This is a genomic window from Rhodoblastus sphagnicola, from assembly GCF_002937075.1.
Taxonomy (GTDB): Bacteria; Pseudomonadota; Alphaproteobacteria; order Rhizobiales; family Beijerinckiaceae; genus Rhodoblastus; species Rhodoblastus sphagnicola.
Genome location: NZ_NHSJ01000087.1, coordinates 63,517 through 86,817 on the forward strand (window position 1 = coordinate 63,517; position 23,301 = coordinate 86,817).

Genomic DNA, 23,301 nt, shown 5'->3' on the forward strand with positions numbered 1-23,301 from the left:
TGCCGCGACGTTACGGCGCCCGCGCGATGCGCAAACGCGGTGAAGCAAGGGTTAATGCGCGGTGCAGACCATGCACGGGTCGAAACTGCGCACCACATGCTGGATCGCCGCCGCCTTCGCGCCTTGCGCGCCCGTCTCGACCCCGACCAGCGCCTGTTCCAGCGGACCGGGAACGCCAGCGGCATCGCGCGGCGAGAAATTCCAGGTGGTCGGCGCGATGATTTGATAGCTGCGGATCACGCCGCGCTCGACGCTGACCCAATGCCCGAGCGCGCCGCGCGCCGCCTCGATCCTGCCGACGCCAGCACCTTTCACCGCCGCCGCCGAGGCTGCGCAGAAACTCTCGCGCACGTCGAGCGCGCGCGCCCAGTTCTCGGCGGCCAGCGCCACGGCGGCGATTTCCAGCACGCGGGCGACGACGCGCACCAGCACATGGCTGCCGCGAGCGTCGCCGAGCAGCGCGCGAACCAGTTTGTGGCCGGCGACCGCCTGCCGCGCCACGGCCCCGGTTTCCGCCGGCCTGCCGTCGAGACGCGGCGCCTTGGCGAAGGAATAGGCTTGCGCACGCTCCATATCGGGCGTCGTAAACGACAGCGCCGGGTCTTCCGCGCTGTCGGCGAAAAAGGAGGAGGCGACCTGCTCGCCGATCGCCCCCATCGGCAGCGCCGCGCCGGCGGCGTCGGCGACGCCCGCGGGAAACAGCGCGCCCTCCGCCGTGTGATAGGCGCCGAAACTCATCAGCGGCAGGGCGCAACGGCCGAGGGTATCGAGGCGCAGGTCGCGGGCGACGCGCAGGAAGGCGGCGAAATCGCCCGGCCCCTCCGCGAAGGCAGCCAACTGCTCAGGCGTCTCCAACGCCGCGATCTGTTCCAGCGGCGCGCCGAACAGATGTTTTTCGGCGAAGGCGCGGAAATCGCCGAGAATCGCCAGCAGCCGCATCTTGCCGCCGAGATCGAGCGCGCGGGTGACGCCGCCCGGTTGCAAGGCCAGGGAATGCGGCCATTTGCCCGCGATCAGCCCCATAATATGTAGCAGCCGCGCCCGCGCCGGCAGCATGTCGCGCGCGGCGCTCCCCTCCACGGCCTTGAACCGCTTGTGGATCTCGCCATGCCAGGGTTTTGACGCATATTCGGCGCGACAAAAATCTGGCATAAAGAACAGATAGAAATGGCTGAGATGGTCGGCGATGTTTTCCGCCGCATGGGCGAGGTTCGCCGCCAGTTCGCCGTTACGCGGCGGTTGGACTCCGCAGAGTTCGCGTAAAACCGCAGCCGCCGCCAGGCTCTGCGACACCGAGCAAATGCCGCAGATGCGCGGCGCGATGGTCAGCGCATCGCCCGCCGGCCGCCCCACCAGAATCTGCTCGAAACCGCGATAGAGCGTGGTCGCGACCCGCGCCTCCGCGACGCGGCCGTCCTCGACGTCCAGCGTCAGCTCCAGATCGCCCTCGACCCGGTTGAACGGCCCGACAACCAGCCGGCTCATTTCGCTCTCTTGGGGTTGACGACGACGCGGTCGGCTTCGGCGTTTTGGCGCACCCGCGCCGGCGTCGCCGATTTCGACAGAGCGGCCAGCGTCATGAACCAGGCTTTGGGCATGTCGAGCGGCAGGCCCACGGGCACGCCGCCGATTTTCGGGGTGACATGGGTGTCGCGCGCGGCCTCGAAACCGGGCGAGGTGCAGGAAATGCAGGCGAAACCGGCATGGGTGCAGGAGCCGCCGCCGTTCCAGGCGCGCTGGTTGCAATCGCCGATCGCCTGCGTCGCCTTGCAGCCGAGATGCTCCATCATGCAACCACGCTCGGAGAGGACGCGCGCGGAAGCCTTGAACTCGTAAAATTCGTTGCGCGAACAGCCGTGATGGGCGAGATGGCCGGCGAAAAACAGCGGGCGTCCGAGCGCGTCGAGATCGTCGGGACCGAGGTCGCCGGCGGCGAGCGCGGCCAGGGTTTCGACGATCCAGCCGGGATGCGGCGCGCAACCGGCGATGTTGACCACCGGCAGACCGGCCCTGGAGCGCCAGTCCGCGTCGAGACTCCCGCCGGGCTCGGCGCCGTCGTAATGCAGGCCGCAGGCCTCGGTGGGATCGGGATCGCCGGCGGGGATGCCGCCGAACGCCGCGCAGGAGCCGACGGCGACGCAATATTCGGCGTGCTGGGCGAGCGCGCGGCTGAGATCGAGCAGCGTGCGCTGCGTGCCGGACAGCCGGTTGAACCGCCCCGTGCCGTTTGGCCCGCGCAGGATGGACCCCTCGACGCAGAGAATGTCGAGCTGTTGCGCGCCGGTTTCGATGCGCGCGAAAAGCTGCAAAACCTCGTCGCCGGTGGCCTCGCTGACGCTGGGATGCCAGAGCAGGTCGAGGCCGAGGTTTTGCAATTCGGCGAACAACCCGGCGCCGCCCTGTTCCAGCGCCGCCATGGTGCAGCCGCCGCACGAGCCGGCCTGGAGCCACAGCAGGGTTTTGCGCTTGGTCGTCATGGCGCCACTGTCGCCGTATTGACCGGCGATTTCAATGGCCGCGCGCGCTCCCCTTCCCGGCATCGCCCTTGGCAAGACGGGCGGCCGTCCGGGAACGCCCTATGGCGGACAAGATGGCGCGACACGCCGAAACGATGCAGGAGATGGACGCCGGGAGGGTCTTTAGCCCGCGCAAAGCTGCGGTCTTGAGCCGCGGTCTTGGCATTACGAGGCCTGGAGGGCTTCAGGCGGACCGGCGCCCCGCCTGTTTGCGACCATGAAGGGCCTCCGCGCGCCACAGGGGTAAATCCGCGTCAAGGCCTGGGAACATCCCCCCATCCGCGCCAAAAGGCACTTACGTAGTCCCCGCAAAACGCGACTCGACACGCTCGGCCCGATCACAGGCTTCACCGCTAACGCCTTGGGATAAAAGGGACATCTCCCGCCTCGCCCAGGATCTGGCGAGGCCGCGCGCGCCACGCCCGGCTCTGTCAAGCCAAGTTGACGGCACAAAGCGTCAAGCTCATAGTCCACCTGCGTTGCGGCGGCGATATCTCATTGATTTCGCTTACGTTTATGCCGCCTAGCCCCTGAGGCGAATAACCTGCATGCAGGTTAGCACGAAAAGCCAGGGGCTAATTACGAGAGGTGTACAATGGCTGATGTACTTACCCCGGAGCAATCCGAAGAGCTTCACAAGCATGTCATCGACGGAACCCGCGTGTTCTTCGTGATCGCGATCTTCGCGCACGTCCTCGCGTTCGCTTTCTCTCCCTGGCTGCATTGAGGAGTTTCTGATATGAACCAAGGCAAGATTTGGACTGTCGTCAACCCGAGCGTCGGCCTGCCGCTGCTGCTGGGCTCCGTGGCCGTGACCGCTCTGCTGGTCCACTACGCCGTTCTGACGCACACCACCTGGGTCGCCGCGTATTTCCAGGGCGGAACCAAGAAGGCTGCCGCTGTCGAGCACATGCAGGCTCCGGTTGCTTCCCTGCCGAGCAACGTCTCCGTCAACTGAGACGGTTGACGCCATCGGGCGTTAGCTAAACATGTGAAGCCCTTCAGTCATCCCCACGCGGCGCGTCCACCGCCGTTGCTGGCGACAAACGGTCAAGCATGTGCAGCCGAAGAGTGCCGGTCGGTATCGAAGCGATACCGACCGTTTTCGCGTTTGAAGCCGGCATCGGCGCCGTCTAGAGCTTTGAAACCGCATATCCGTTTCGCAAAACCGGCGTCCCCTTTTGCGGGATATGCGCGAGTGCCGGCCGCAGGCTTCGGTGGGGTCGGGATCGCCGGCGGGAATGCCGCCAGAGGCCGCGCAGGAGTCGATTGCGACCCAATATCCGGCTTTTTCGGTCGGCGCGCGGCTGAGAGCGAGCCGCGTAAGCGCCGGCCCCACGCTGACCTGAGTCAATGACTTCAGGGCTGTCAGGGGCCGCCGATTTGACGTTCGGGGGAAAGTCTTAGTTGCGCATGATTTGCGCGGCCAGTTCCGCGACTGTGCCAGGGGCCAAATGGACCGGTTCAGCGGCTGCGCCAGGGGCCGAACCGATGGGTTTGGCGACGGCGTCAGTGGTCAAACCACCCGGTCTCGCGACCGGACCGGTGGAACGTTCAGCGGCCTTTATCGCCAGGCGGAGTTGGCGATCATTGACACTCCAATCCAAATTTAATCTGCCGGTCACGCCAGACTCCGTGATGCCATGGGCAAACCGGCCGTTATCATAACAAAATCTGCGAGAACCGCTTGCGTATTTCAAATTATTCTCGAGGCAATGCTCGCGAAAGGATGCGTCAGCTCGCTTTGCGAGGAGATCATTGATGTAGACGCCGAGCCCCCCGACCATTACAGCCAAAGCGGAATAAGCCACAGCATTATGAAATAATTTAGATTTGATAAGAGTCAAAAAACCAGAATAAATTTTGCTCCACAAGGATGACTCTTCAACAGGCGCAGGCTTGGCCTTGGCGCGCAGGGCGCGCTCCATGAGATGGCGCTGAAGCTCCTCCTCGGCTTCTTTCTTCTTGCGTTCAGCCTCACGCGCTATTTTACGCGCGGCGACCCGGCGCTGGATGACGTCAACCTCAAAGGGATCCTCATCGGCATCTGAAACAACGACTTCACGCGCCTCGGCTGCGAGTTTGTCGCCATCAGGCGCGCCGGACTCGTCATCGGAGACTTGACGAACTGATTCACGCGCCTCGACTCTGCGCTTGAAGACCTCGGCCTCATCGGAGGCGCCGCGAATTTGTTTGCCGCTCATGGTAGATTCCAAACGCATTCGATTTCGAAATTTCCACCATTCAATTACGCCACAAGCGTTAAAACGACATTATCTGGATCAGAAACGCGTTCTTGCTGCATATTTACTCAAACAAAGTGGTTAATAAATTTTATTAATAACTCTAAATCCTAAGGATTACGTTTTTTGCTTTGGCTTTTAATGTCCAAGAAAACGAATTTTTGTAAACCTGCCGGCGACACCATGACTGGCGCGCATATTGCGGATTTTTATTTCAGTTCAAGATCATGGTCGCACAAGGCGACACGAGCCGCCTTGCGCGAAACCAAGCCTCAGCCCTTCACCCCGATCCGCTTGATCTCCCATTGCAAGTCCACGCCCGTCGCCGCTTTCACCCTGGCGCGGACCTCCTCGCCGAGGTTTTCGATGTCGGCGGCGGTGGCGGCGCCGCGATTGATCAGGAAATTGCAGTGCAGCTCCGACACTTGCGCGTCGCCCAAAACCAGCCCGCGACAGCCGGCCCTGTCCACCAATGCCCAAGCCTTTTCGCCCGGCGGGTTTTTGAAGGTGGAGCCGCCGGTCTTTTCGCGGATCGGCTGAGATTTTTCCCGCGCCTGCGTGATGCGGTCCATTTCGGCCAGAATTTCGGCCGATACGCCCGCCCGCCCCTGAAACAGGGCTTGGGTGAAAATAATGTCGTCGGGCGCGCCGCTGTGGCGATAGGTCATGTGGAGATCTTCGACCCCAAACAGATGCGCCGCGCCGTTGCGGTCCACGCCCCGCGCGGAAACCAGCACATCCTTGGTCTCGCCGCCATGGGCGCCGGCGTTCATGCGCAAGGCGCCGCCGATGCAGCCGGGAATGCCGCGCAGAAACGCCAGTCCGTCAATGCCAGCGTCAGCCGCCGCCTTGGCGACGCGCATGTCCGGGACGCAGGCGCCGGCGCGCAGGCGAAAACCGTCCTCGACCTTGACCTCGCCAAAGGCGCGACCGCCGAGCCGGATCACCACGCCGGGAATGCCGCCGTCGCGGACGATGAGATTGGAGCCGAGACCGATCACCGTGACGTCAACGTCTCCAGGCAGACGCTGGAGAAAATAGCACAGGTCTTCTTCATCGGCCGGATTGAACAGGATTTGCGCCGGGCCGCCGACGCGAAACCAGGTGTAAGCCGCGATCTCGGCATTGGCCGTCAGCCGTCCCCGCAGCTCCGGCATGAGACCCGCCAGCGCCGGCGTGACGTCCGCAAAACTCATGAGAAAATCCCATCCAGCCAGGACCGGAACATTTTTGTCCCGGCGCGGGCCGTCGCCGCGCCATGAACCAAAGCCTGTCGGCGCAGTTCGCCCGGCTTGATCCCGACCATGCCCAATTCGCAGGTGTGGCCGATCAGCCAGCTCTCAAAACCCTCCGGCTCGGCTTCCGCATGGAATTGCAGCGCCAGCGCATGAGAGCCGAGCGTAAAGGCCTGATGCGGGCACAAAGGCGTCGAGGCCAGCGAAACCGCGCCCTCGGGCAGACCGAAGGCGTCGCCGTGCCAATGCAGCACGTGCGCGCCCTCCAGGGCGGCGAGCGGCGAATTCGCGACCGGCGCCAGATGCAGCGGCGCATAACCGATTTCCTTGCCCGGCCCCGGCGCGACCGGCGCGCCGAGCGCGGCGGCCATCATCTGCGCGCCCAGGCAAACGCCCAGCGTCGGCTTGCCCGCGCGCAGCCGCGCGCCAATCGCGGCGACTTCCTCGCGCAAAAAGGGGTAATCCTCGATCTCGTGGACCCCGATCGGACCGCCGAGCGCGATCAGCAGATCGCAAGCGGCGATTTCGGCGACCGGCAACGGCCCGACGCCGACCTCGTGATAAATGGCGTCAAAACCGTAATCCGGCAGGATATGCGCGAGGACGCCCAGGTCTTCAAAGGCGAGATGACGCAAAACCAGCGCATGTTTCATGCTCAACCCTCCGCGAGTTGGCCCGGCAGCGCATAGGCCCATTGGCTGATGCTGCCGGCGCCCAGGCACACCACGTAATCGCCGGGTTTGGCCAGGTCACGGATCAGTTTGGGCAAGGCGTCCGGCGTGGGCAGCGTGAACACCTGGCGGTGGCCGTGCGCCTTGATGGCGGCGACGAGATGCTCCTTGTCCACGCCGTCAATGGCGGATTCGCCGGCGGCATAGACATCGGCGACAATAACCACGTCGGCGTCGTTGAAACAGGTGGCGAAGGCGTCGAACAGGCTTTGCAGGCGGGTGTAGCGGTGCGGCTGCACCACCGCGATGACTTGCGCCTTGGTGGAGGCGCGCGCGGCGCGCAAAACGGCGGCGATTTCGACGGGGTGATGGCCGTAATCGTCGAAAATCGTCGCCCCGTTCCATGCGCCGGTGCGGGTGAAGCGGCGCTTGACACCGCCGAAACCGGCCAGACCCTTCTGGATCTGCTCGATGCCGACGCCCAGTTCATAGGCCACCGCTATGGCCGCCGTGGCGTTGAGCGCGTTGTGGTGGCCGGGCATGGGCAGGACGAGATCGTTCAGCGCGATCTCCTTGCCATGCAGGCGGTCGCGGATCGTCACCTGGAAGCGGCACACGCCGCCATCAAGATCGATGTTGGACAGCCGCACGTCGGCCTGGGGGTTTTCGCCATAGGTGATGACGCGGCGGTCCTCGATCTTGCCGACCAATTCCTGCACAGTCGGATGGTCGAGGCACATGACGGCGAAGCCGTAGAACGGCAGGTTTTCGACAAAAGTGCGGAACGCCTCCTTGATGGCGTCGAAGGTCTTGAAATGGTCGAGATGCTCCGGGTCGATGTTGGTGACAACAGCCACATCGGCGGGCAATTTCAAAAACGTGCCATCGCTCTCGTCGGCCTCGACGACCATCCACTGGCCCTCGCCGATGCGGGCGTTGGTGCCGTAGGCGTTGATGATGCCGCCGTTGATCACGGTCGGATCGAGTCCGCCGGCGTCGAGCAAAGTGGCGACCAGCGAGGTGGTCGTGGTCTTGCCATGGGTGCCCGCCACCGCCACGCATTGTTTCAGGCGCATCAGTTCGGCCAGCATTTCCGCGCGGCGCACGACGGGCAGGCGTTTTTCACGGGCGGCGGAGAGTTCGGCATTGTCGCGCTTGATCGCGGTGGAGACCACCACCACCTCGGCGTCGCCCAGGTTTTTCGCGTCATGGCCGATGAAGATTTTGGCGCCCTTGTCGCGCAGGCGCTTGACATTGGCGTTGTCGGAGGCGTCGGAGCCCTGCACCTGATAGCCGAGATTGATCAGCACCTCGGCGATTCCGGACATGCCGATGCCGCCGATCCCGACGAAATGGATGGGGCCTAGCGTGCGCGGCAGTTTCATTTCGGACTCTCTTGCGTTTCGGATTTCTTGGGAGGTTCGCCCATCCCCGCGGCGTGCAGGGTGATAAAGGCCAGCCGCTGGGCGGCGTCGGCCACGCCGGCGCTTCTCGCGGCCTGCGCGCGCTTCGTCAAGTCCTCGGGCTTGGCGAGCGCCTGCCTCAGCCGGTCGGCGAGGCCGGCGGGGGTAAAGTTGATCTGCCGCACCAGTTCCGCCGCGCCGGTCGCGGCGAGATGGGCCGCGTTGGCGGCCTGGTCGGCGTCGATGGCATGGGGGAACGGCACGAGAATCGAGGGCCGGCCGATCAGGGCGAGTTCCGACACGGTCGAGGCGCCGGAGCGGCCGATCACGAGATGCGCGGCCGCGATGCGCTTGGGCAGGTCGGCAAAGAAGGGCGACACCTCCGCCGCGACCTTCAGGCGCGCATAAGCCTCCTTGACGCGCGAAACATCCTCTTCGCGCGCCTGCTGGACCAGGACGATGCGCCCGCGCTCCTCCTCGGTCAGCAGCGCCAGCGCCTCCGGCGCGACATCGGAAAACACCCGCGCCCCCTGCGACCCGCCGGTGATCAGCAGCCGCAATTTCTGGTCCTCGAAACCGGGATACGGAGTTCTCGCCGCCTCCAGCACCGCCGGGCGCATGGGATTGCCGACATAGGCGACGCGGGAGCGCAAATCGACCGGCAGGCCGTCGAGAGTGGGAAAGCCGGAAGCGATCACCTCGGCGCGGCCGGCGAGAAACCGGTTGGCGCGACCGATCACCGCGTTCTGCTCGTGCAGCACCAGCGGCACGCCGCGCAGGCTGCATCCAAGCGCCGGCGGCACGGTGGGATAGCCGCCAAAGGCCACGATGGCGCGGGGTTTCAGCTCCCCGGCGAGATTGAAGGATTCCAGCACGCCATTGGCGAGGGTCAGCAGCGCCATGAACTTGGCGCCGAGTCCGCCCCCGGTCGGCGTGGCCGAGGCGATCTCATGCACGGCCTCGGCGGGGAACCCTTCGGCATATTTCAGAGCGCGGTCGTCGGTGGCCAGCCTGACGCGCGCGCCCTTCGCGGCGAGCGCGTGGGCGAGCGCGGCGGCGGGAAACAAATGGCCGCCGGTCCCCCCGGCGGCGACGAGGATGAGATTGTCGTTTTCCATCAGGCGGCCTGTCCTTCCGGCCCATGATTGAACAGGATTTCCGAGCGCGGACGCTTGCGCGTCACCGCTATCAGAAAACCCATGCCTATGCCTAGGGAAACCAACGACGATCCGCCATAGGAGATGAACGGCAGCGTCATGCCCTTGGCTGGCATGAGATGCAGGTTGACCGCCATGTTGATCGACGCCTGGATGCCGAACAGCAGAACCAGCCCCGCCGTGGCGAAGCGGCAGAACGGATCCTCGTTGGCCGCCGCCTTGATCAGGCCGCGGATGACGATGAAGGCGAACAGAGCGACCAGCGCCATGCAGAAGATCAGGCCGAACTCCTCGCCGGTGACGGCGAAAATGAAGTCGGTGTGCGAATCCGGCAGGATCTGCTTGAACGTGCCCTCGCCCGGCCCCTTGCCGAACCAGCCGCCGGAGACAAAGGCGTCATGCGCGGTTTCGACCTGGAACGTGTCGGCCTGGCCGCCGCCCTCGCCGGGGTTGAGGAAGTTCTGGATGCGCGCCCGCACGTGCGGCGCCAGTTTATAGGCGAGTCCGGCGGCGGTGACCGCGACGCCGCCGAGCGCGGGAAACCACAGCCAGTGGATGCCGGCCATCACGAACAGCGCGCCCCAGACCAGGCAGATCAGCATGGTCTGGCCGAAATCCGGTTGCAGCACCAGCGGAATCACCGTCACCGGCAACAGCGCCACCGCCAGAATATTGCCCGGCACGTCGCGGCGGCGCGACCCTTCCGAAATCGCCCAGGCCGCGAGAATGGTGAAGGCGGGTTTCAGGAATTCGGACGGCTGGATGCCGAAAATCCAGCGCTTGGCGCCCTTGACCTCGTGGCCGAACAGCAGCGCCGCGAAAATCGCCGCCATCGACACGATGTAGAGCAGCAAGGCCGCGCGGCGCAGATGGCGCGGCGGCAGGAAAGAGACCGCGACCATCAGCACCAGCGAGGGCGCCAGCAGCTCGACCTGTCGGTTGACGAAATGGAAGGTCGGCAGGCCGATGCGTTCGGCCACCGGGGGGCTGCCGGCCATGATCAGCACGAGGCCGCAGACGATCAGCGCGCCGACCGCACCCAGCAGCCAGCGATCGACCGTCCACCACCAATCGGCGATCGGAGAACGTTCCGCGCGTGAAACCATTTTTCAGCCCCTTGTCCCTTCGCCCGGAGCCAGAGCCTAATGCCCGGCGCCGCCCTCGCCCTTCGAGACGCCCGCCAGAGCGGGCTCCTCAGGGTGAGGGCTCGTTGATGCCGCGAGAACTTCCGCTTCAACCTCTTCAACCTCATCCTGAGGCGCCTGCGAAGCAGGCGTCTCGAAGGATGCGTCGACGCGCGAGTCCAGCCCCTTCACCGCCTCCCTGAACGCGTCGCCGCGCTTCTCGAAATTCGGGAACTGGTCGTAAGAAGCGCAGGCCGGCGACAGCAGCACCACCGGCTCCGGCGCGTCGCTCGCGGCGGCGTCGCGCGCGGCGGCGGCGGTGGCGACGTCGAGCGTCCCGCATTGTTCGTAATCCACGACGCCTTCGAGCGTGTGAGCGAAATCCTGCGCCGCGGCGCCGATCAGATAGGCCTTGCGCACTTTCGGAAACAGCCGGCGCAGCGGCGTGATGCCGCCCTCCTTGGCCTTGCCGCCGATGATCCAGAAAATATCGTTGAAGCTGAGCAGCGCCTTTTCGGCGGCGTCGGCGTTGGTGGCCTTGCTGTCGTTGACGAACAGCACTTCGCCATGGCGCGCCACCTGCTCCATGCGGTGGGCGAGGCCGGGATAGGATTTCAAACCCGCCACGATTTCGTCATGCGTCACGCCCAGCCGCTCGCAGACGGAAAAGGCGGCGGCCGCGTTCTGGCCGTTATGCGCGCCGCGCAGCGCCGGCGCCCTGGCGAGATCGATCAGGGTTTCGTCGAGCGTCTTCATCGCCGGCAGCGCGAAGACGCGGCGCAGCAGCCCCGCCTCGAAGCGCACGGCGCCGAGCGCCTGCGGCTGGCTGTTGGTGATGCCCACCACCGCATGGCCCAGTCGTTTCAGGAATTGAAAAATCGCCTCGCAGAATATGTCGTCGCGGCCGACGACAGCGAAATCGCTATGCTCGACCAGGCGCTGCTTGATGGCCGCGTAATTCTCCATCGTGCCGTGGCGGTCAATGTGGTCGGGCGTGAGATTGAGCAGCACGCCCACGCTCGGATTGAGCGAAGGCGCGAGATCGATCTGGAAGGTGGAGCATTCCACCACATGGATGCGTTGCTCCGAAGGCGGCTCCAGCTCCAGGATGGGCACGCCGATATTGCCGCCCATCTGCACGTCGCAGCCGGCCTCGCGCAAAATATGCGCGATCAGCGAGGTGGTCGTGCTCTTGCCATTGGTGCCGGTGATGGCGACCAAGGGCGCGCGGGGCGCGTGTCGCGCGCGCTCGCGCAGGAACAGTTCGATGTCGCCGATCACTTCGACGCCGGCGGCTTGCGCCTTGAGCACGGTCCAATGCGGCGCCGGATGGGTCAGCGGCGCGCCCGGCGTGAGGATCAGCGCGTGGAACAAGGACCAGTCGGCCTCGCGCAGGTCATAGGGCGAGAAACCGGCCGCGCTCGCCTTTTCGCGCGCGCTTTCCGAATCGTCCCACACGAAGACGCGGGCGCCGCCGACGGCCAGAGCCTTGGCCGTGGACAGGCCGGAGCCGCCGAGGCCGAACAGGGCGACGGTCTTGCCGGAGAAGGTCGAAACAGCAATCATCAGCGCACCTTCAGCGTCGTCAGGCCGATCAGGGCCAGCACGAAGGCGATGATCCAGAACCGCACCACGACTTGAGGCTCGGACCAGCCGAGCTGTTCGAAATGGTGATGGATAGGCGCCATTTTGAACACGCGCTTGCCCGTGGTCTTGAACGACACCACCTGCACGATCACCGACACCGCCTCCATCACGAACAGGCCGCCGACAATGGCGAGCACGATCTCGTGCTTGGTCGCCACCGAAACGGCGCCGAGCATCCCGCCCAACGCCAGCGATCCCGTGTCGCCCATGAAGATCTGCGCCGGGGGCGCGTTGAACCACAGGAAGCCCAGGCCCGCGCCGATAACCGCGCCGCACATCACCGTGAGTTCGCCCGAGCCCGCGACAAAGTTGATGCCGAGGTAATGGGCGTAAATGAAATTGCCGGCGAGATAGGCGATGATGCCGAAAGTGCCGGAGGCGATCATCACCGGCACGATGGCGAGGCCATCGAGACCATCGGTGAGATTGACGGCGTTGCCGGCGCCGACGATGACCAAAGCCGCGAAGGGAATGAACAGCCAGCCGAGATCGAACAGCCAGCCGTTGATGAAGGGCGCCGCCAGCTTGGTCGCCGGCGCCGCCGCGTGAAACGGCGCGACCAGCGCGGTGGTGAGATCGCTGAACGAAGCCACCGGCGGCGCCGCCGAGGCGCACATCATGAAATAGGCCGCGAGCATGGCGATGCCCGCCTCGATGGCGAGCCGCGACCGGCCGGAAAAGCCGGCGTGGCTCTGCTTTTTCACTTTCAGATAATCGTCGTAGAACCCGATGGCGCCAAAGCCCAGCGTGACGAACAGCACGATCCAGACATAGGCGCTTTTCGGATTGGCCCACAGCACGGTGGAGAGCGCGACGCCCGCGAGGATCATCAGGCCGCCCATGGTGGGCGTGCCCCGCTTGGCGAGATGCGATTGCGGGCCGTCCGTGCGGATCGGCTGGCCCTTGCCCTGTTTCAGCCGCAGCGCGGCGATGACGCCGGGGCCGAACACGGCGACGATGGCGAGCGCCGTGGCGCTCGCTCCGGCGGCGCGGAACGTGATGTAACGAAAGACGTTGAGCACGCTGAGGTGATGGGCGAGTTCGGCAAGCCAGGTGAGCATCTATGCCTCTGATTTCTGCGCCGGCGCCGCGAAACGATTTTTCAGCGCCGCGACCAGCATGTGCATTTTCGATCCGTTCGATCCCTTGACCATCAGCGCGTCGCCGGGACACAGCGCGCGCGCCAACTCGTCTTCGAGCGCAAGCGCGTCGGGCGCCCAGCCGCCGCGCATGTGCTGCGGCAGGGCGTCGAACAGCGACCGGCTCAGCGGTCCCGCCGCGAAGACCAGATCAATGCGGTTTTTTTCGAGCGGCTCGACCAGTTGGCTGTGCAAGGCCGGCCCGCTCGGCCCGAGTTCCAGCATGTCGCCGAGCGCGGCGATGCGGCGGCCCTGGTTGGACACGGGCGCCGCGCCGAGCAGGTCTATGGCCGCGCGCATCGACGCGGGATTGGCGTTGTAGCTCTCGTCGATCAACAGGAAATCGCTGCCCTCGAACAGCGGATCGAGCCGTAACATTTCGCGCGCGCCGCGCCCCTTTGGCGGCGCGAAGGCGGCCAGCGTTTCGGACGCCTTGCGCGCGTCGATGCCGACCGAGCGCGCCGCCAGCAGCACCGCGAGACTGTTCAGCGCCAGATGCTTGCCCAGCGCCCCGAGCTTGTAGAGGAAGTCCTCGCCCAACACCCGCGCCAGCACCAGGGCGGAGGACTCCTGCGGGTCGTAGTCGAGCAATTGCGCGTCCGCCCCCGCCGCCTCGCCGAAGGTCAGCACATGTCCGGCGCCGGCCGCCCGCGCCGCCTGTTCGAGCAGCGGGAAGGTGTCGTTGTCGCGGTTGAGGATGGCGACGCCGCCCTCGACCAGCCCGGAAAAGATCTCCGCCTTGGCGCGGGCGATGGCTTCCACATTTTCGAAATATTCGAGATGCACCGGCGCGACATTGGTGATGACGGCGACATGGGGCCGCACCATGTCCACCAGCGCGGCGATCTCGCCGGCATGGTTCATGCCGATCTCGAACACGGCGAAATCGGCGTCCTCGGGCAGGCGCGCCAGCGTCAGCGGCACGCCCCAGTGATTATTGAAACTTTTTTCGGAGGCGTGGGTGGCGCCGGCCGCGCGCAGCACTTGCGCCAGCGCCTCCTTGGTCGAGGTCTTCCCGACCGATCCCGTCACCGCGATCACCCCGGCGCGCGTGCGTTCGCGCGCGGCGCGGGCGAGTCCCTCCAGGCTTTTCAGGACGTCGTGGACGACATAGAGCGTTCCAAGCCCTTTCAGCGCCTGGGCGTGCGCCTCGTCGACCACGGCCGCCGCCGCGCCGCCCGCGAAAGCCGCCGCGACATAGTCGTGGCCATCGGTTCGGTCGCCCTTGATGGCGAAGAACAGGTCGCCCGGTTCAAGGGTGCGCGTGTCGATCGACACGCCGTTCACGCCGGCTGGCGCGGCGCCGAGGAGGCGCGCGCGCAGCGGGGCGAACAGGCCCAGCCCGCTCCACAGGAACGCCCGCGCCGCCTTCAGCGCGGCGCGCGCGGCGTCGTGATCGGAAAACGGCAGGACGTCGCCGGCGACGATCTGTCCGGTTTCGTGGCCCTTGCCGGCGATCAGCAGCGCGTCGCCCGGGCGCAGCTCCGCGACCCCCGCGCGGATGGCGCTGGCGCGGTCGCCGATCTCGCGGGCGCCCGGCGCGCCCGCGAGGATTTGCGCGCGTATGCTGGCGGGCTCCTCGCCGCGCGGATTGTCGTCGGTGACGATGACCAGATCGGCGCCGCGCGTGGCGATCTCGCCCATGATCGGACGCTTGCCGGCGTCGCGGTCGCCGCCGCAGCCGAACACCACGATCAGGCGGTTTTTCGCGAACGGCCGCAGCGCCGCCAGCGCCTTTTCCAGCGCGTCGGGCTTGTGCGCGTAATCGACGAACACCGGCGCGCCCCGCCGGTCGCCGACGCATTCGAGCCGCCCCGGCGCGCCCTTGAGCTGCTCCAGCGCGGCGAAAACTCTTTCCGCCGGCGCGCCGGCGGCGAGCGCGAGGCCCGCCGCGACCAGCGCGTTTTCCGCCTGGAAGGCGCCGGCGAGCGGCAACAGGATTTCGCGCTCCACGCCGTTGTGGACCAGGATGAGCCGTTGCTCGAACCCTTCGGCGCGCGCGCCCAAAAGGCAGATCCCCTGACCGCCCGCGCCGACCGAAAAGCTCTTTATGCCGCGCTGCGCGCAGGCCGCGATCACCCGGTCGGAAAAGGCGCCGCCGGCGGCGATCACCGCGACGCCGCCCCGCGGCAGCAAATCGGTGAACAGCCGCAGCTTGGCCGCGAAATAGTCTTCGAGATCGGCGTGATAATCGAGATGGTCGCGCGACAGATTGGTGAAGCCGGCCGCGCAAATCCTGACGCCGTCGAGCCGGCGCTGGTCGAGACCATGCGAGGAGGCCTCCATGGCGAGATGCGTCACCCCCTCTTGCGCCAGCGCGTCGAGGGTCTTGTGCAGCGTCAGCGGATCGGGCGTGGTCAGCGAACCATAGACGGCGCCCGACGGCTTGATCACGCCGATGGTGCCGAGCGAAGCCGCCGCAAAGCCGCAATAAGCGAAGATCTGTCGGGTGAAATCGGCCACCGAGGTCTTGCCCGACGTGCCGGTGACCGCGACGATTCTTTCGGGCTGACGCGGATAGAACACCGCCGCGGCCCGCGACAGCGCGGCGCGGGCGTCATCGACCCGCACATAGCGCGCGGCGATGTTTTCAGGCGCGGGCCGGTCGCCCACCACGGCGACGGCGCCGGCGGCCAGCGCCTTTTCGGCGAAAGCCATGCCGTCGGCCTTGGCGCCGGCTAGGGCGAAGAAAATGAATCCGGGCGCGACCGCGCGGCTGTCGGCGGTCAGGCCGGCGACGTCCGCGTCCTCCGGCGCGTCGGGGAAGAAATCCGTGAGCCGCGTCATTCCTCGCCTCCCCCCTGCTGCGCCGGCTGGTTGGCGAAGCCATAGCCCATGCGCGCCAGAATCGGGAAGGGCTGCGTCGGCAGTTCAAGGCGCGGCGGCAGGCCGAGGATGGGCGTGACGCGCTCGATCAACCGGCCCGTGACATAGCCGGAATTGTAGGCGGCGGTGGCGAAATGGCCGTCCTCGGGCAAGCCCTGCGGCTCGTCCATCACCGTCAGGAACAGATAGCGCGGCGCGTCGGAGGGGGCCACCGCCATGAAGGTGGTGAACAGTTTGGTGTGGTCGTAACGGCCGTGGAAAACCTTTTCCGCCGTGCCGGTCTTGCCGCCGACGAAATAGCCGGGAATGTTGGCTTTCCTGGCGGTGCCGACCTCGGCGTTGAGACGCATGATGTAACGCAGGGCCTCGCTGGTTTCAGGTTTTATCACGCGCGGCATCGTGGTCTTGTCGAAATCCGCGGGGCGCTTGAGGAAGGTCGGCGTGACCAGATAGCCGCCATTGACCAGCGCCGCCACCGCCATCATCGCCTGCAACGGCGCCACGGCGAGGCCATGGCCGAAGGCGATGGTCGCCGACGACACCTGCGACCAATGCGCCTGATGCGGCTGCATCGGCTCGCGGCTTTCCGGCAATTCCGTGCGCATGCGGTCGAGCTGGCCCATCTTGCGCAGGAAGCCCTTCTGGTAATCGGGACCGACCGTCAGGGCGAGCCGCGCCGTGCCGACGTTGGATGAATATTTGAACACCTCGGGCAGGGTCAACATCCGGTTCTTGGGGTGGTAATCGTGAATGACATTGCGTCCGATATGCAGCGGCGCCTGGCCGGAGACGGTGGACATCAGTCCGAACTTGCCGGAATCCATCGCCATGGCCAGGGTCAGCGCCTTGAAGGTCGAGCCCATTTCAAACACGCCGTAAGTGAGGCGGTTGAAATTGTCCTCCTTCTGCGCGTCGCGGGGATCATTGGGGTCATAATCGGGCAAGGATGCGGCGGCGACGACTTCGCCGGTGTTGACATCGAGAATGGCGGAGGCGGCGGCCTTGGCGCGGAAGCGCTCCATCGCCTTGGCCAGTTCGTCGCGCAGGGCATGCGTGGCGCGCAGGTCGAGCGACAGCGCGACCGGACGCAACTCCTGCTTGGGCATGGCGATGCCGGAGGCGCGCAGCGCCCCGAGGCCCTGGTCGTCCAGGTATTTTTCCACGCCCATCAGCCCGTCATTGTCGGCATTGGTGAAGCCGACCACATGGGAGCCGAGGCGCCCGTTGGGATAGACGCGCTTGTGCTCGGGCAGGAAGCCGACGCCGGGCAGGCCCAACCGGAAGATCTGGTTCTGCTGCGTCGGCGTGACCTCGCGCTTGACCCAGACGAAGCCCTTCTTCTTGCCGAGTTTTTCGCGCAGTTCGGAGGCGTTGAGATCGGGCAGGATGGCGGTGAGCTGTTCGGTCGCCTCGTCCTTGTCGACGATGGAGCGCGGCTCCGCGAACACCGACATCACCTTGACGTCGGTGGCGAACACCTCGCCATTGCGGTCGGTGAGGTCGGGCCGCGCGGCCGAAACCGCCTCGGCGGCGTCGCGCTGCGCCGAATGCTGGCCGGGCGACAGGCCGAACGCGGCGAGACGCGCGACGAAGACGCAAAACAGCGCGGCGAACAGCAGAGCGACGAGGCGGATGCGGCCCCGGCTCTTGTCGAGATCGGTCGAGCCGAGCGCGCGCCAGAACGACCGGCGCAGGAAGAACGGCGGCGGCGCGGGCGGCGGCGGCGGCGCCGGCTCCACGCCTATGGGCTCGAAATTCGGCTCGATCCCTGGCTCCGTCGCGAGATCGGGCGGTTCGAAACGGTCGTTCTGCGCGCGGGCGGCGGCGGATTGCATGTTCATCACTCCGCCTTCGGCTTAGAGACTGTTTTTAAAGGCTTGGCGACGATCTTGGCCGGCGCGGCGGCGTTCGGTTTCGACGTCGCCGGCGCGCCGCTGGGCGTCGCCGCCCGCGCGCCGTGGGACGGCGTCGCCGGCGCGCTGCTGGCCGAGGGGGTTTTGGTCGGCGCGTCCAGGCCGAGATCGCTCAGCTTGGCGGCGATTTCGTCGCCGCGCGCCGCCTTGTCCGGCACGGCGCTGGCGCTGACGATCTGCGTCAGTTGCAGGGTCTGGCCGCCGAGATATTTGCCCGCCAGCGTCTCGATGCGGTCGGGATTGACGAGGTTCGACCATTCCGCCTTGAGCATGGCGACGCGGTCGGTCTCGCGCGACAGATCGCGCTTGGCCTTGGCCAGCTGCTCGGCCTGATAGAGCGTCGAATATTTGATCTCATAGGCATAAACGGCCGAACCCACCAGCACGATCACGGCGACGATGTTGAGGATGCGGAACATCTAAACCTCCCGGGCCGGGCTGGCGAGCCGCTCCGCCCAGCGCAGCTTTGCGGAGCGGGCGCGCGGATTCTTCAGCGACTCTTCGTAGCCCGCAGCGACGGGCTGACGCCCGTGGAGGGCGAAAGTGGGTTCGGGCGGAGGGATTTCGCCGGGCAACAGCCGCGAGGCCGCGCGCCCGCGCCCGCTGCGGTCGCCGAAAAATTTCTTGGCGATGCGGTCCTCCAGCGAATGGAAGGTCACAACGGCGAGGCGACCGCCGGGTTTCAAGAGCCGCTCGGCGGCCTCCAGCGCGCGCGAAAACTCGTCAAGCTCCTCGTTCACGGCGATGCGCAGCGCCTGAAACGTGCGCGTCGCCGGATGAATGTCCTGGGGGCGGGACGGATTGGCGCGGGCGACGATTTCGGCGAGGCGCAAGGTGGTGAGGATCGGCGCCTTGGCCCGCTCGATGCAGATGGCGCGGGCGATGCGGCGCGAGGCGCGCTCCTCGCCATAGAGATAGATGAGATTGGCGAGGTCGTCCTGCTCCGTCTCGTTGACGAGATCGGCGGCGCTGCGGCCATTGCGCGACATGCGCATGTCCAGCGGCCCGTCGAAGCGGAAGGAAAAGCCGCGCTCGGCCTCGTCGAACTGCATGGAGGAGACGCCGATATCGAGGGCGATTCCATCGAATTTTTGGTCAGCCGCCACCTGCTCCATCCTGGAGAACCGGGTTTCCACCAGTTTCAGGCGTCCGCCCGCCTCGGCGACCAGGTCCTGGCCGGCGGCTATGGCGGTGGGGTCGCGGTCGAGCGCCAGCACGTCGCCGCCGCGCTCAAGAATGCCCCGCGTATAACCGCCGGCGCCGAACGTGCCGTCGATGAAAGTCTTGCCCGGCGCGACGTCGAGCGCGTCAAGCACTTCGGCGAGCAGGACGGGAATGTGGCGCGCGTCGCTCATCGCGGGCCTCGCGCGGGAAAAAGGGGCAAGGGCATGGATTCCTGAAACTGCGCGTGGCGGCGCGCACACCAACCCGGCCAGCGCCGAAACGGCGCCGCGCGGAAGTGGAGGCGGGCTAACATGCGTCATGTCTGGGCGTCAACGCGGCCGGGTTGCGGTGTTCACGCCCATTAAAGCATTCTTAGCGTTAAGACTTTGTTGAGAGAGGAAGAGGTTTTCCGGTCAAAGGCTTGCCCGGCGCCCCTCCCCTTGGGGTTCTCGCGGGGCGATTGAGCGCGCCCGTGTCGGCGCGCTGCACGTGCGCGCCATGGTCGCCCCCCTTGGGAGCAACCACGGCATATGGGTTTTTAGCGCCAGTCGGCCTGTAAGCCGGGTTCTGTATGGCGCCTTGCGGCGCGCGACAGCCATTCATCTGGGACCTCCATTGCTGGAGGCCTCATGCAACCAACCCGGACGACGCCCCGGAGAGGGTGGGTTTCCCCTGTCGTCCCTATTCGGTTTTGCTCCCGGCGGGGCTTGCCTTGCCGCCGACGTTGCCGCCAACGCGGTGCGCTCTTACCGCACCCTTTCACCCTTACCTCCAGCCAAGGAGACTCCTTGGCGCAAGGCGGTTTGCTTTCTGTGGCGCTTTCCCTGGGGTCGCCCCCGCCGGACGTTATCCGGCGCCGTTTCTCCGTGGAGCCCGGACTTTCCTCTGTTTGCCCGCAATCTCCCGATGGGCGATTGCGGGGGAAACAGCGGCTGTCCAGCCGACTGGCGCGCCCTGCTTAGGGTTTTTCCGCAGGCGGCGCAACCGGCGATGTGTCCGGCTTCGGCGCTTCCAGCTTTTCGGCCCGCGCCTCGCAGACCGGCTCATGCGGCGTGCAGGCGATGCCCGGCGTCGAGCAGGTTTTTTGCGTGCAGATCATGCAGCCGTCGGTCCAGGCGAAGCAGTCGGGATGATCCACGCCATATTTTTGCACGGCGCGCTGCTCCGCCGGCGTCGGTTCGGGGCCTGGCGTTTCGGCGAGGGCCGGCGCGACGGCCATACAGAACGCGAGCAAGAAGATTCGGCGCATGTCGCCCTCCCGCCGCCAATCTAGCCGCCGCGACGCCGCGCGCAAGATCGACTTGGCTTGTCGGCCATGGTAAAGCCGCGCCATGCTTGAAGGACTGCCCCCCAACAACGCCGCCTTTGTCATGCGGCTGCGCTGCGATGAAGCGCAGGCGCGCGCGCTCGCCGATCTCGTGGTCGAGACGTTCGACCCCGCCGAAACGGCGGCGGCCGCCTTCGAGGAGCAGGCCTCCACCGCAAGCTGGGCGGCGACGCCGTGGGTGGTGGAAGTCTATTTCAGCCACGCGCTGGACGAAGATAACGTGCGCGAACTGGCGGCGGTGGTCGTCGGCGCGGAGCTGGCGCAACAGATCAGCTTCGGCCGCGTCTCGCAAAAGGACTGGGTCGCGTCCGCGCTGGAGGGCCTGTCGGCGGTGCGCGCCGGGCGTTTTCTCGTGCATGGCTCGCACGACCGCGCCAGCGTCAAGGTCAATGACATCGGCCTCGAAATCGAGGCGGCGCTGGCCTTTGGCACCGGCCACCATGGCACCACGCGCGGCTGTCTGCTGTTTCTGGAAGACATTCTGAAACGCCGCCGCCCGCAAAACATTCTCGATGTCGGCTGCGGCACCGGGGTTCTGGCGCTGGCCGCCGCCCGCGCCTTGCGCGTAAACGTGGCGGCGGGCGACATTGACGCCGAAGCGGTCAAGGCGACGCGCGGCAACGCTTTGCTCAATGGCGCCGGTCCCTGGCTCAAACCGGTGCGGGCGCGCGGCGCCGCCCATCCGGCCTTGCGGCGGCTGGAAGGCTACGATCTGATCTTCGCCAACATTCTGGCCAAACCCTTGCGGATGCTGGCCCCGAGCCTCGCGCAACTCGCCGCGCCCAACGCCGATGTGGTGCTGTCCGGCATGCTGTTGCGCGATGTGCCCGGCGTGGCCTCCGCCTGGGCGGCGCAGGGTTTCGCCATCGCGCGCCGTCGCGCCATCGACGGCTGGGCGACGCTGCTGCTGCGGCGCGGCGGCGCGTGACGCGCCCAGGCGCGCTGCGCGCCGACCTTGCCGATTTACGCGAACATTGGCGCCGGCGCACGCCCGCCGCCGCCTCGATCTGGCCGCCGGCCCTGGCCGCGATCGCGCCAGCGCTGGCTGTTCTGGCCGATATCAGCCTGATTTTCGACGAAATTTTTGCACGGGGCGCCCGTGCGCTGCCGCGCGATCTCGTCGATGTCTTTCAAATCGTCACCCGCTTCGGCGAATCGCATTGGCTGTTCGCGCTGTCGGTCCTGACTTTTGTCGGCGCCGCCGGCGCCCGCGCCTCCGCCGTGACGCGCCGGGCAAGGGCGTGTTTTGGGCTGCTGGCGGCGCGTGCGCTCTATGTCTTTGTCGTGCTGGCGGATTCCGGCCTTCTCTCGCAGGCGCTGAAACATCCGATCGGGCGCGCGCGGCCGGCCCTGCTGGACAAGGTCGGGCCGCATCATTTCGAGTTTTTCTCCCTGCCGTCGATCTACGCCAGCTTTCCCTCGGGCCACACCATCACGGCCTTCGCCACCGCCGCCGCGCTCGGCTTTTTCCTGCCGCGCCGGTTCAAACCCCTGCCCTTTCTCGCCGCCCTGGCGATTGCGGCCTCGCGCGTCATCATCGGCGCGCATTATTGCAGCGACGTCCTCGGCGGCGCGCTGATCGGGCTGGCCTGCGCTTACCTTACGGCGCTGGTTTTCGCGCGGCGAAGACTCGCCTTCACCGTCGCGCCGGACTCGTTCTGGCCCAGGGCGCGGGGATCACGCCTCTGCGCGTAGTCGTGCAAATCCCTTGTCCAGATCGTCCTTCAAATCCTCAATGTCTTCCAGACCGACGGAAAAGCGCAGCGCGGGACCCTCGGGCGCCCATACGGAAGCCGCGCGATAGCTGGAACAGTCGAACGGAATGACGAGGCTCTCAAAACCGCCCCAACTGTAGCCAAGCCCGAACAGCTCCAAACCATCGAGCAGCGCGGCGACCGCCCGCTTCGACGCCGGTTTCAGGATCACCGAAAACAGCCCGGTCGAGCCGAGAAAATCGCGCTTCCACAGCGCATGGCCGGGATGGCTTTCCAGCGCGGGATGCAGCACGCGAGACACTTCCGGCCTTGACTCCAGCCAGCGGGCCAGCGCGAGTCCCTGCTTTTCCGCCTCGCGCAGACGCAGCGCCATGGTGCGCAACCCGCGCAGCGCCAGCCAGGCGTCCTCCTGCCCCGCGCAATTGGAAAACAACTGAAAGGTCTGGCGCAGCCGTTTCGCCCATTTGGCGTTGGCCGAAACGAGGCCGAGCAGCAGGTCGGAATGGCCCGACAGATATTTGGTGCCGGCGTCGGCAGAGAGATCGACGCCGCGTTCATGCGCCGGGAAAAACATCGGCGTCGCCCAGGTGTTGTCCATGATCACGCAGGCGTTTTTGGCGTGGGCGACGGCGGCTATGGCCGGAATATCCTGGATTTCAAAACTTTGCGAACCGGGCGCCTCGACCAGAACCGCCCTGGTGTTGGGCCGGAACAGAGCCGCGATCCCGGCGCCGACCAGCGGATCGTAAAAGGTGGTTGCGATCCCCATCCGGGTCAGAAACGCCTCGCAAAAGCTGCGGGTCGGGCCATAGGCCGAGTCGGTGACCAGCACATGGTCGCCGCTCGACAAAGCGGTGAGCAAGGCGAGGCAGCAGGCGGCGAGGCCGGACGGCGCCAGCACGGTGTCGGCGGCGCCCGAAATTTCGCTCCAGGCCTGTTCCAGCGCTTCGGTGGTCGGCGTGCCGAACGTGCCATAGCGAAAGCGCGAACCCGAGCGCGATTCGAGCGTGGCCATATCGGGAAACAGCACGGTGGAGCCGCGATAGATCGGCGTGTTGACGAAGCCGAACTGGTCTTCCGGCGCGCGGCCGGCATAGACCAGTTTTGTGCGCGCGCGCATGTTTTTGCGCGACTCAGGCGTGGATTTGGACATGAGATTCCCTTTCACGGCGAGAGTGGCGGCGCGCGAGGGGGCGCGTCAAGAGGCGCGCGCCTTGCTTT

Annotated in this window: 20 protein-coding genes, 1 other RNA gene and 1 pseudogene; 4 read left to right on the top strand and 18 right to left on the bottom strand. The window is 66.3% G+C overall.

Going from position 1 to position 23,301, the window contains the following annotated elements; translation table 11 throughout:
* Nucleotides 1–51 precede the first annotated feature (51 nt).
* Both CCR94_RS14205 and CCR94_RS14210 read right to left on the bottom strand, forming a co-directional pair.
* The gene (locus CCR94_RS14205) at nucleotides 52–1,485 is read right to left on the bottom strand and encodes a nickel-dependent hydrogenase large subunit (RefSeq protein WP_104508501.1); all 1,434 of its coding nucleotides are present in this window, start codon (nucleotides 1,483–1,485) and stop codon (nucleotides 52–54) included.
* Entirely contained in the window at nucleotides 1,482–2,477 is a 996-nt protein-coding gene (locus CCR94_RS14210) for an NADH-quinone oxidoreductase subunit B family protein (protein WP_104508618.1), read from the bottom strand. Before CCR94_RS14210 ends, CCR94_RS14205 begins: the two co-directional genes overlap by 4 nt.
* A 634-nt stretch (nucleotides 2,478–3,111) precedes the next feature.
* On the opposite strand from CCR94_RS14210, the gene CCR94_RS14215 reads away from it, so the two are divergent.
* On the top strand, nucleotides 3,112–3,243 hold the full coding sequence (locus CCR94_RS14215; RefSeq protein ID WP_104508502.1) for a light-harvesting protein: 132 nt from the start codon (nucleotides 3,112–3,114) through the stop codon (nucleotides 3,241–3,243).
* 12 nt (nucleotides 3,244–3,255) lie between these two features.
* Entirely contained in the window at nucleotides 3,256–3,474 is a 219-nt protein-coding gene (locus CCR94_RS14220; protein WP_104508503.1) for a light-harvesting protein, read from the top strand.
* A 445-nt stretch (nucleotides 3,475–3,919) separates the two neighbouring features.
* Here the strand turns inward: CCR94_RS14220 and CCR94_RS14225 are convergent, their stop codons facing one another.
* The 15 genes and pseudogenes from CCR94_RS14225 to CCR94_RS14290 form a co-directional block, all read right to left on the bottom strand.
* The gene (locus CCR94_RS14225; RefSeq protein ID WP_146090005.1) at nucleotides 3,920–4,720 is read right to left on the bottom strand and encodes a hypothetical protein; all 801 of its coding nucleotides are present in this window, start codon (nucleotides 4,718–4,720) and stop codon (nucleotides 3,920–3,922) included.
* Between the two features lie 311 nt (nucleotides 4,721–5,031).
* Nucleotides 5,032–5,955, bottom strand: coding sequence for a UDP-N-acetylmuramate dehydrogenase (murB, locus tag CCR94_RS14230; protein WP_104508505.1), 924 nt, complete (start codon nucleotides 5,953–5,955; stop codon nucleotides 5,032–5,034).
* A complete protein-coding gene (locus CCR94_RS14235; RefSeq protein ID WP_104508506.1) occupies nucleotides 5,952–6,647 on the bottom strand; it encodes a glutamine amidotransferase in 696 nt (231 codons plus the stop codon). The genes murB and CCR94_RS14235 overlap by 4 nt, the downstream gene beginning before the upstream one ends.
* A 2-nt stretch (nucleotides 6,648–6,649) precedes the next feature.
* Nucleotides 6,650–8,050, bottom strand: coding sequence for a UDP-N-acetylmuramate--L-alanine ligase (murC, locus tag CCR94_RS14240; RefSeq protein WP_104508507.1), 1,401 nt, complete (start codon nucleotides 8,048–8,050; stop codon nucleotides 6,650–6,652).
* Nucleotides 8,047–9,186: a UDP-N-acetylglucosamine--N-acetylmuramyl-(pentapeptide) pyrophosphoryl-undecaprenol N-acetylglucosamine transferase gene (locus tag CCR94_RS14245; protein WP_104508508.1), complete on the bottom strand. Its 1,140-nt coding sequence runs from the start codon at nucleotides 9,184–9,186 to the stop codon at nucleotides 8,047–8,049. Before CCR94_RS14245 ends, murC begins: the two co-directional genes overlap by 4 nt.
* Nucleotides 9,186–10,331 (bottom strand): FtsW/RodA/SpoVE family cell cycle protein, encoded by a 1,146-nt coding sequence (locus CCR94_RS14250; protein ID WP_104508509.1) that lies wholly within the window; start codon nucleotides 10,329–10,331, stop codon nucleotides 9,186–9,188. Before CCR94_RS14250 ends, CCR94_RS14245 begins: the two co-directional genes overlap by 1 nt.
* Before the next feature lie 36 nt (nucleotides 10,332–10,367).
* Nucleotides 10,368–11,915 carry a UDP-N-acetylmuramoyl-L-alanine--D-glutamate ligase gene (gene murD / locus CCR94_RS14255; protein WP_104508510.1) on the bottom strand — a complete coding sequence of 516 codons (1,548 nt, stop codon included), beginning with the start codon at nucleotides 11,913–11,915 and terminating at the stop codon, nucleotides 10,368–10,370.
* The gene (gene mraY / locus CCR94_RS14260; protein ID WP_104508511.1) at nucleotides 11,915–13,057 is read right to left on the bottom strand and encodes a phospho-N-acetylmuramoyl-pentapeptide-transferase; all 1,143 of its coding nucleotides are present in this window, start codon (nucleotides 13,055–13,057) and stop codon (nucleotides 11,915–11,917) included. The genes murD and mraY overlap by 1 nt, the downstream gene beginning before the upstream one ends.
* Nucleotides 13,058–14,509, bottom strand: a complete 1,452-nt coding sequence (locus CCR94_RS26025; protein WP_244594087.1) for a UDP-N-acetylmuramoylalanyl-D-glutamyl-2,6-diaminopimelate--D-alanyl-D-alanine ligase — start codon at nucleotides 14,507–14,509, stop codon at nucleotides 13,058–13,060.
* Nucleotides 14,498–15,922 (bottom strand): annotated as a pseudogene (locus tag CCR94_RS26030) (UDP-N-acetylmuramoyl-L-alanyl-D-glutamate--2,6-diaminopimelate ligase); the annotation flags it as partial. The gene CCR94_RS26025 and the pseudogene CCR94_RS26030, both read right to left, overlap by 12 nt.
* Entirely contained in the window at nucleotides 15,919–17,802 is a 1,884-nt protein-coding gene (locus CCR94_RS14270) for a peptidoglycan D,D-transpeptidase FtsI family protein (protein ID WP_244594077.1), read from the bottom strand. The gene CCR94_RS14270 and the pseudogene CCR94_RS26030, both read right to left, overlap by 4 nt.
* Entirely contained in the window at nucleotides 17,802–18,293 is a 492-nt protein-coding gene (gene ftsL / locus CCR94_RS14275) for a cell division protein FtsL (protein ID WP_184421404.1), read from the bottom strand. The genes CCR94_RS14270 and ftsL overlap by 1 nt, the downstream gene beginning before the upstream one ends.
* Nucleotides 18,294–19,229 (bottom strand): 16S rRNA (cytosine(1402)-N(4))-methyltransferase RsmH, encoded by a 936-nt coding sequence (rsmH, locus tag CCR94_RS14280; RefSeq protein WP_104508513.1) that lies wholly within the window; start codon nucleotides 19,227–19,229, stop codon nucleotides 18,294–18,296. It abuts the gene before it with no gap.
* A 349-nt stretch (nucleotides 19,230–19,578) separates the two neighbouring features.
* Nucleotides 19,579–19,986: RNase P RNA component class A (rnpB, locus tag CCR94_RS14285), an RNA gene on the bottom strand.
* Nucleotides 19,987–19,996: 10 nt separating this feature from the next.
* Nucleotides 19,997–20,287 carry a hypothetical protein gene (locus CCR94_RS14290; protein WP_146090006.1) on the bottom strand — a complete coding sequence of 97 codons (291 nt, stop codon included), beginning with the start codon at nucleotides 20,285–20,287 and terminating at the stop codon, nucleotides 19,997–19,999.
* An 82-nt stretch (nucleotides 20,288–20,369) separates the two neighbouring features.
* On the opposite strand from CCR94_RS14290, the gene CCR94_RS14295 reads away from it, so the two are divergent.
* Both CCR94_RS14295 and CCR94_RS14300 read left to right on the top strand, forming a co-directional pair.
* Nucleotides 20,370–21,293, top strand: a complete 924-nt coding sequence (locus tag CCR94_RS14295) for a 50S ribosomal protein L11 methyltransferase (protein WP_104508515.1) — start codon at nucleotides 20,370–20,372, stop codon at nucleotides 21,291–21,293.
* Nucleotides 21,290–22,060, top strand: coding sequence for a phosphatase PAP2 family protein (locus CCR94_RS14300; RefSeq protein ID WP_158254765.1), 771 nt, complete (start codon nucleotides 21,290–21,292; stop codon nucleotides 22,058–22,060). Before CCR94_RS14295 ends, CCR94_RS14300 begins: the two co-directional genes overlap by 4 nt.
* Here the strand turns inward: CCR94_RS14300 and metC are convergent.
* Nucleotides 22,043–23,233 (bottom strand): cystathionine beta-lyase, encoded by a 1,191-nt coding sequence (gene metC, locus CCR94_RS14305; protein WP_104508517.1) that lies wholly within the window; start codon nucleotides 23,231–23,233, stop codon nucleotides 22,043–22,045. The two genes, CCR94_RS14300 and metC, sit on opposite strands and share 18 nt — an antisense overlap.
* Between the last annotated feature and the right edge of the window lie 68 nt (nucleotides 23,234–23,301).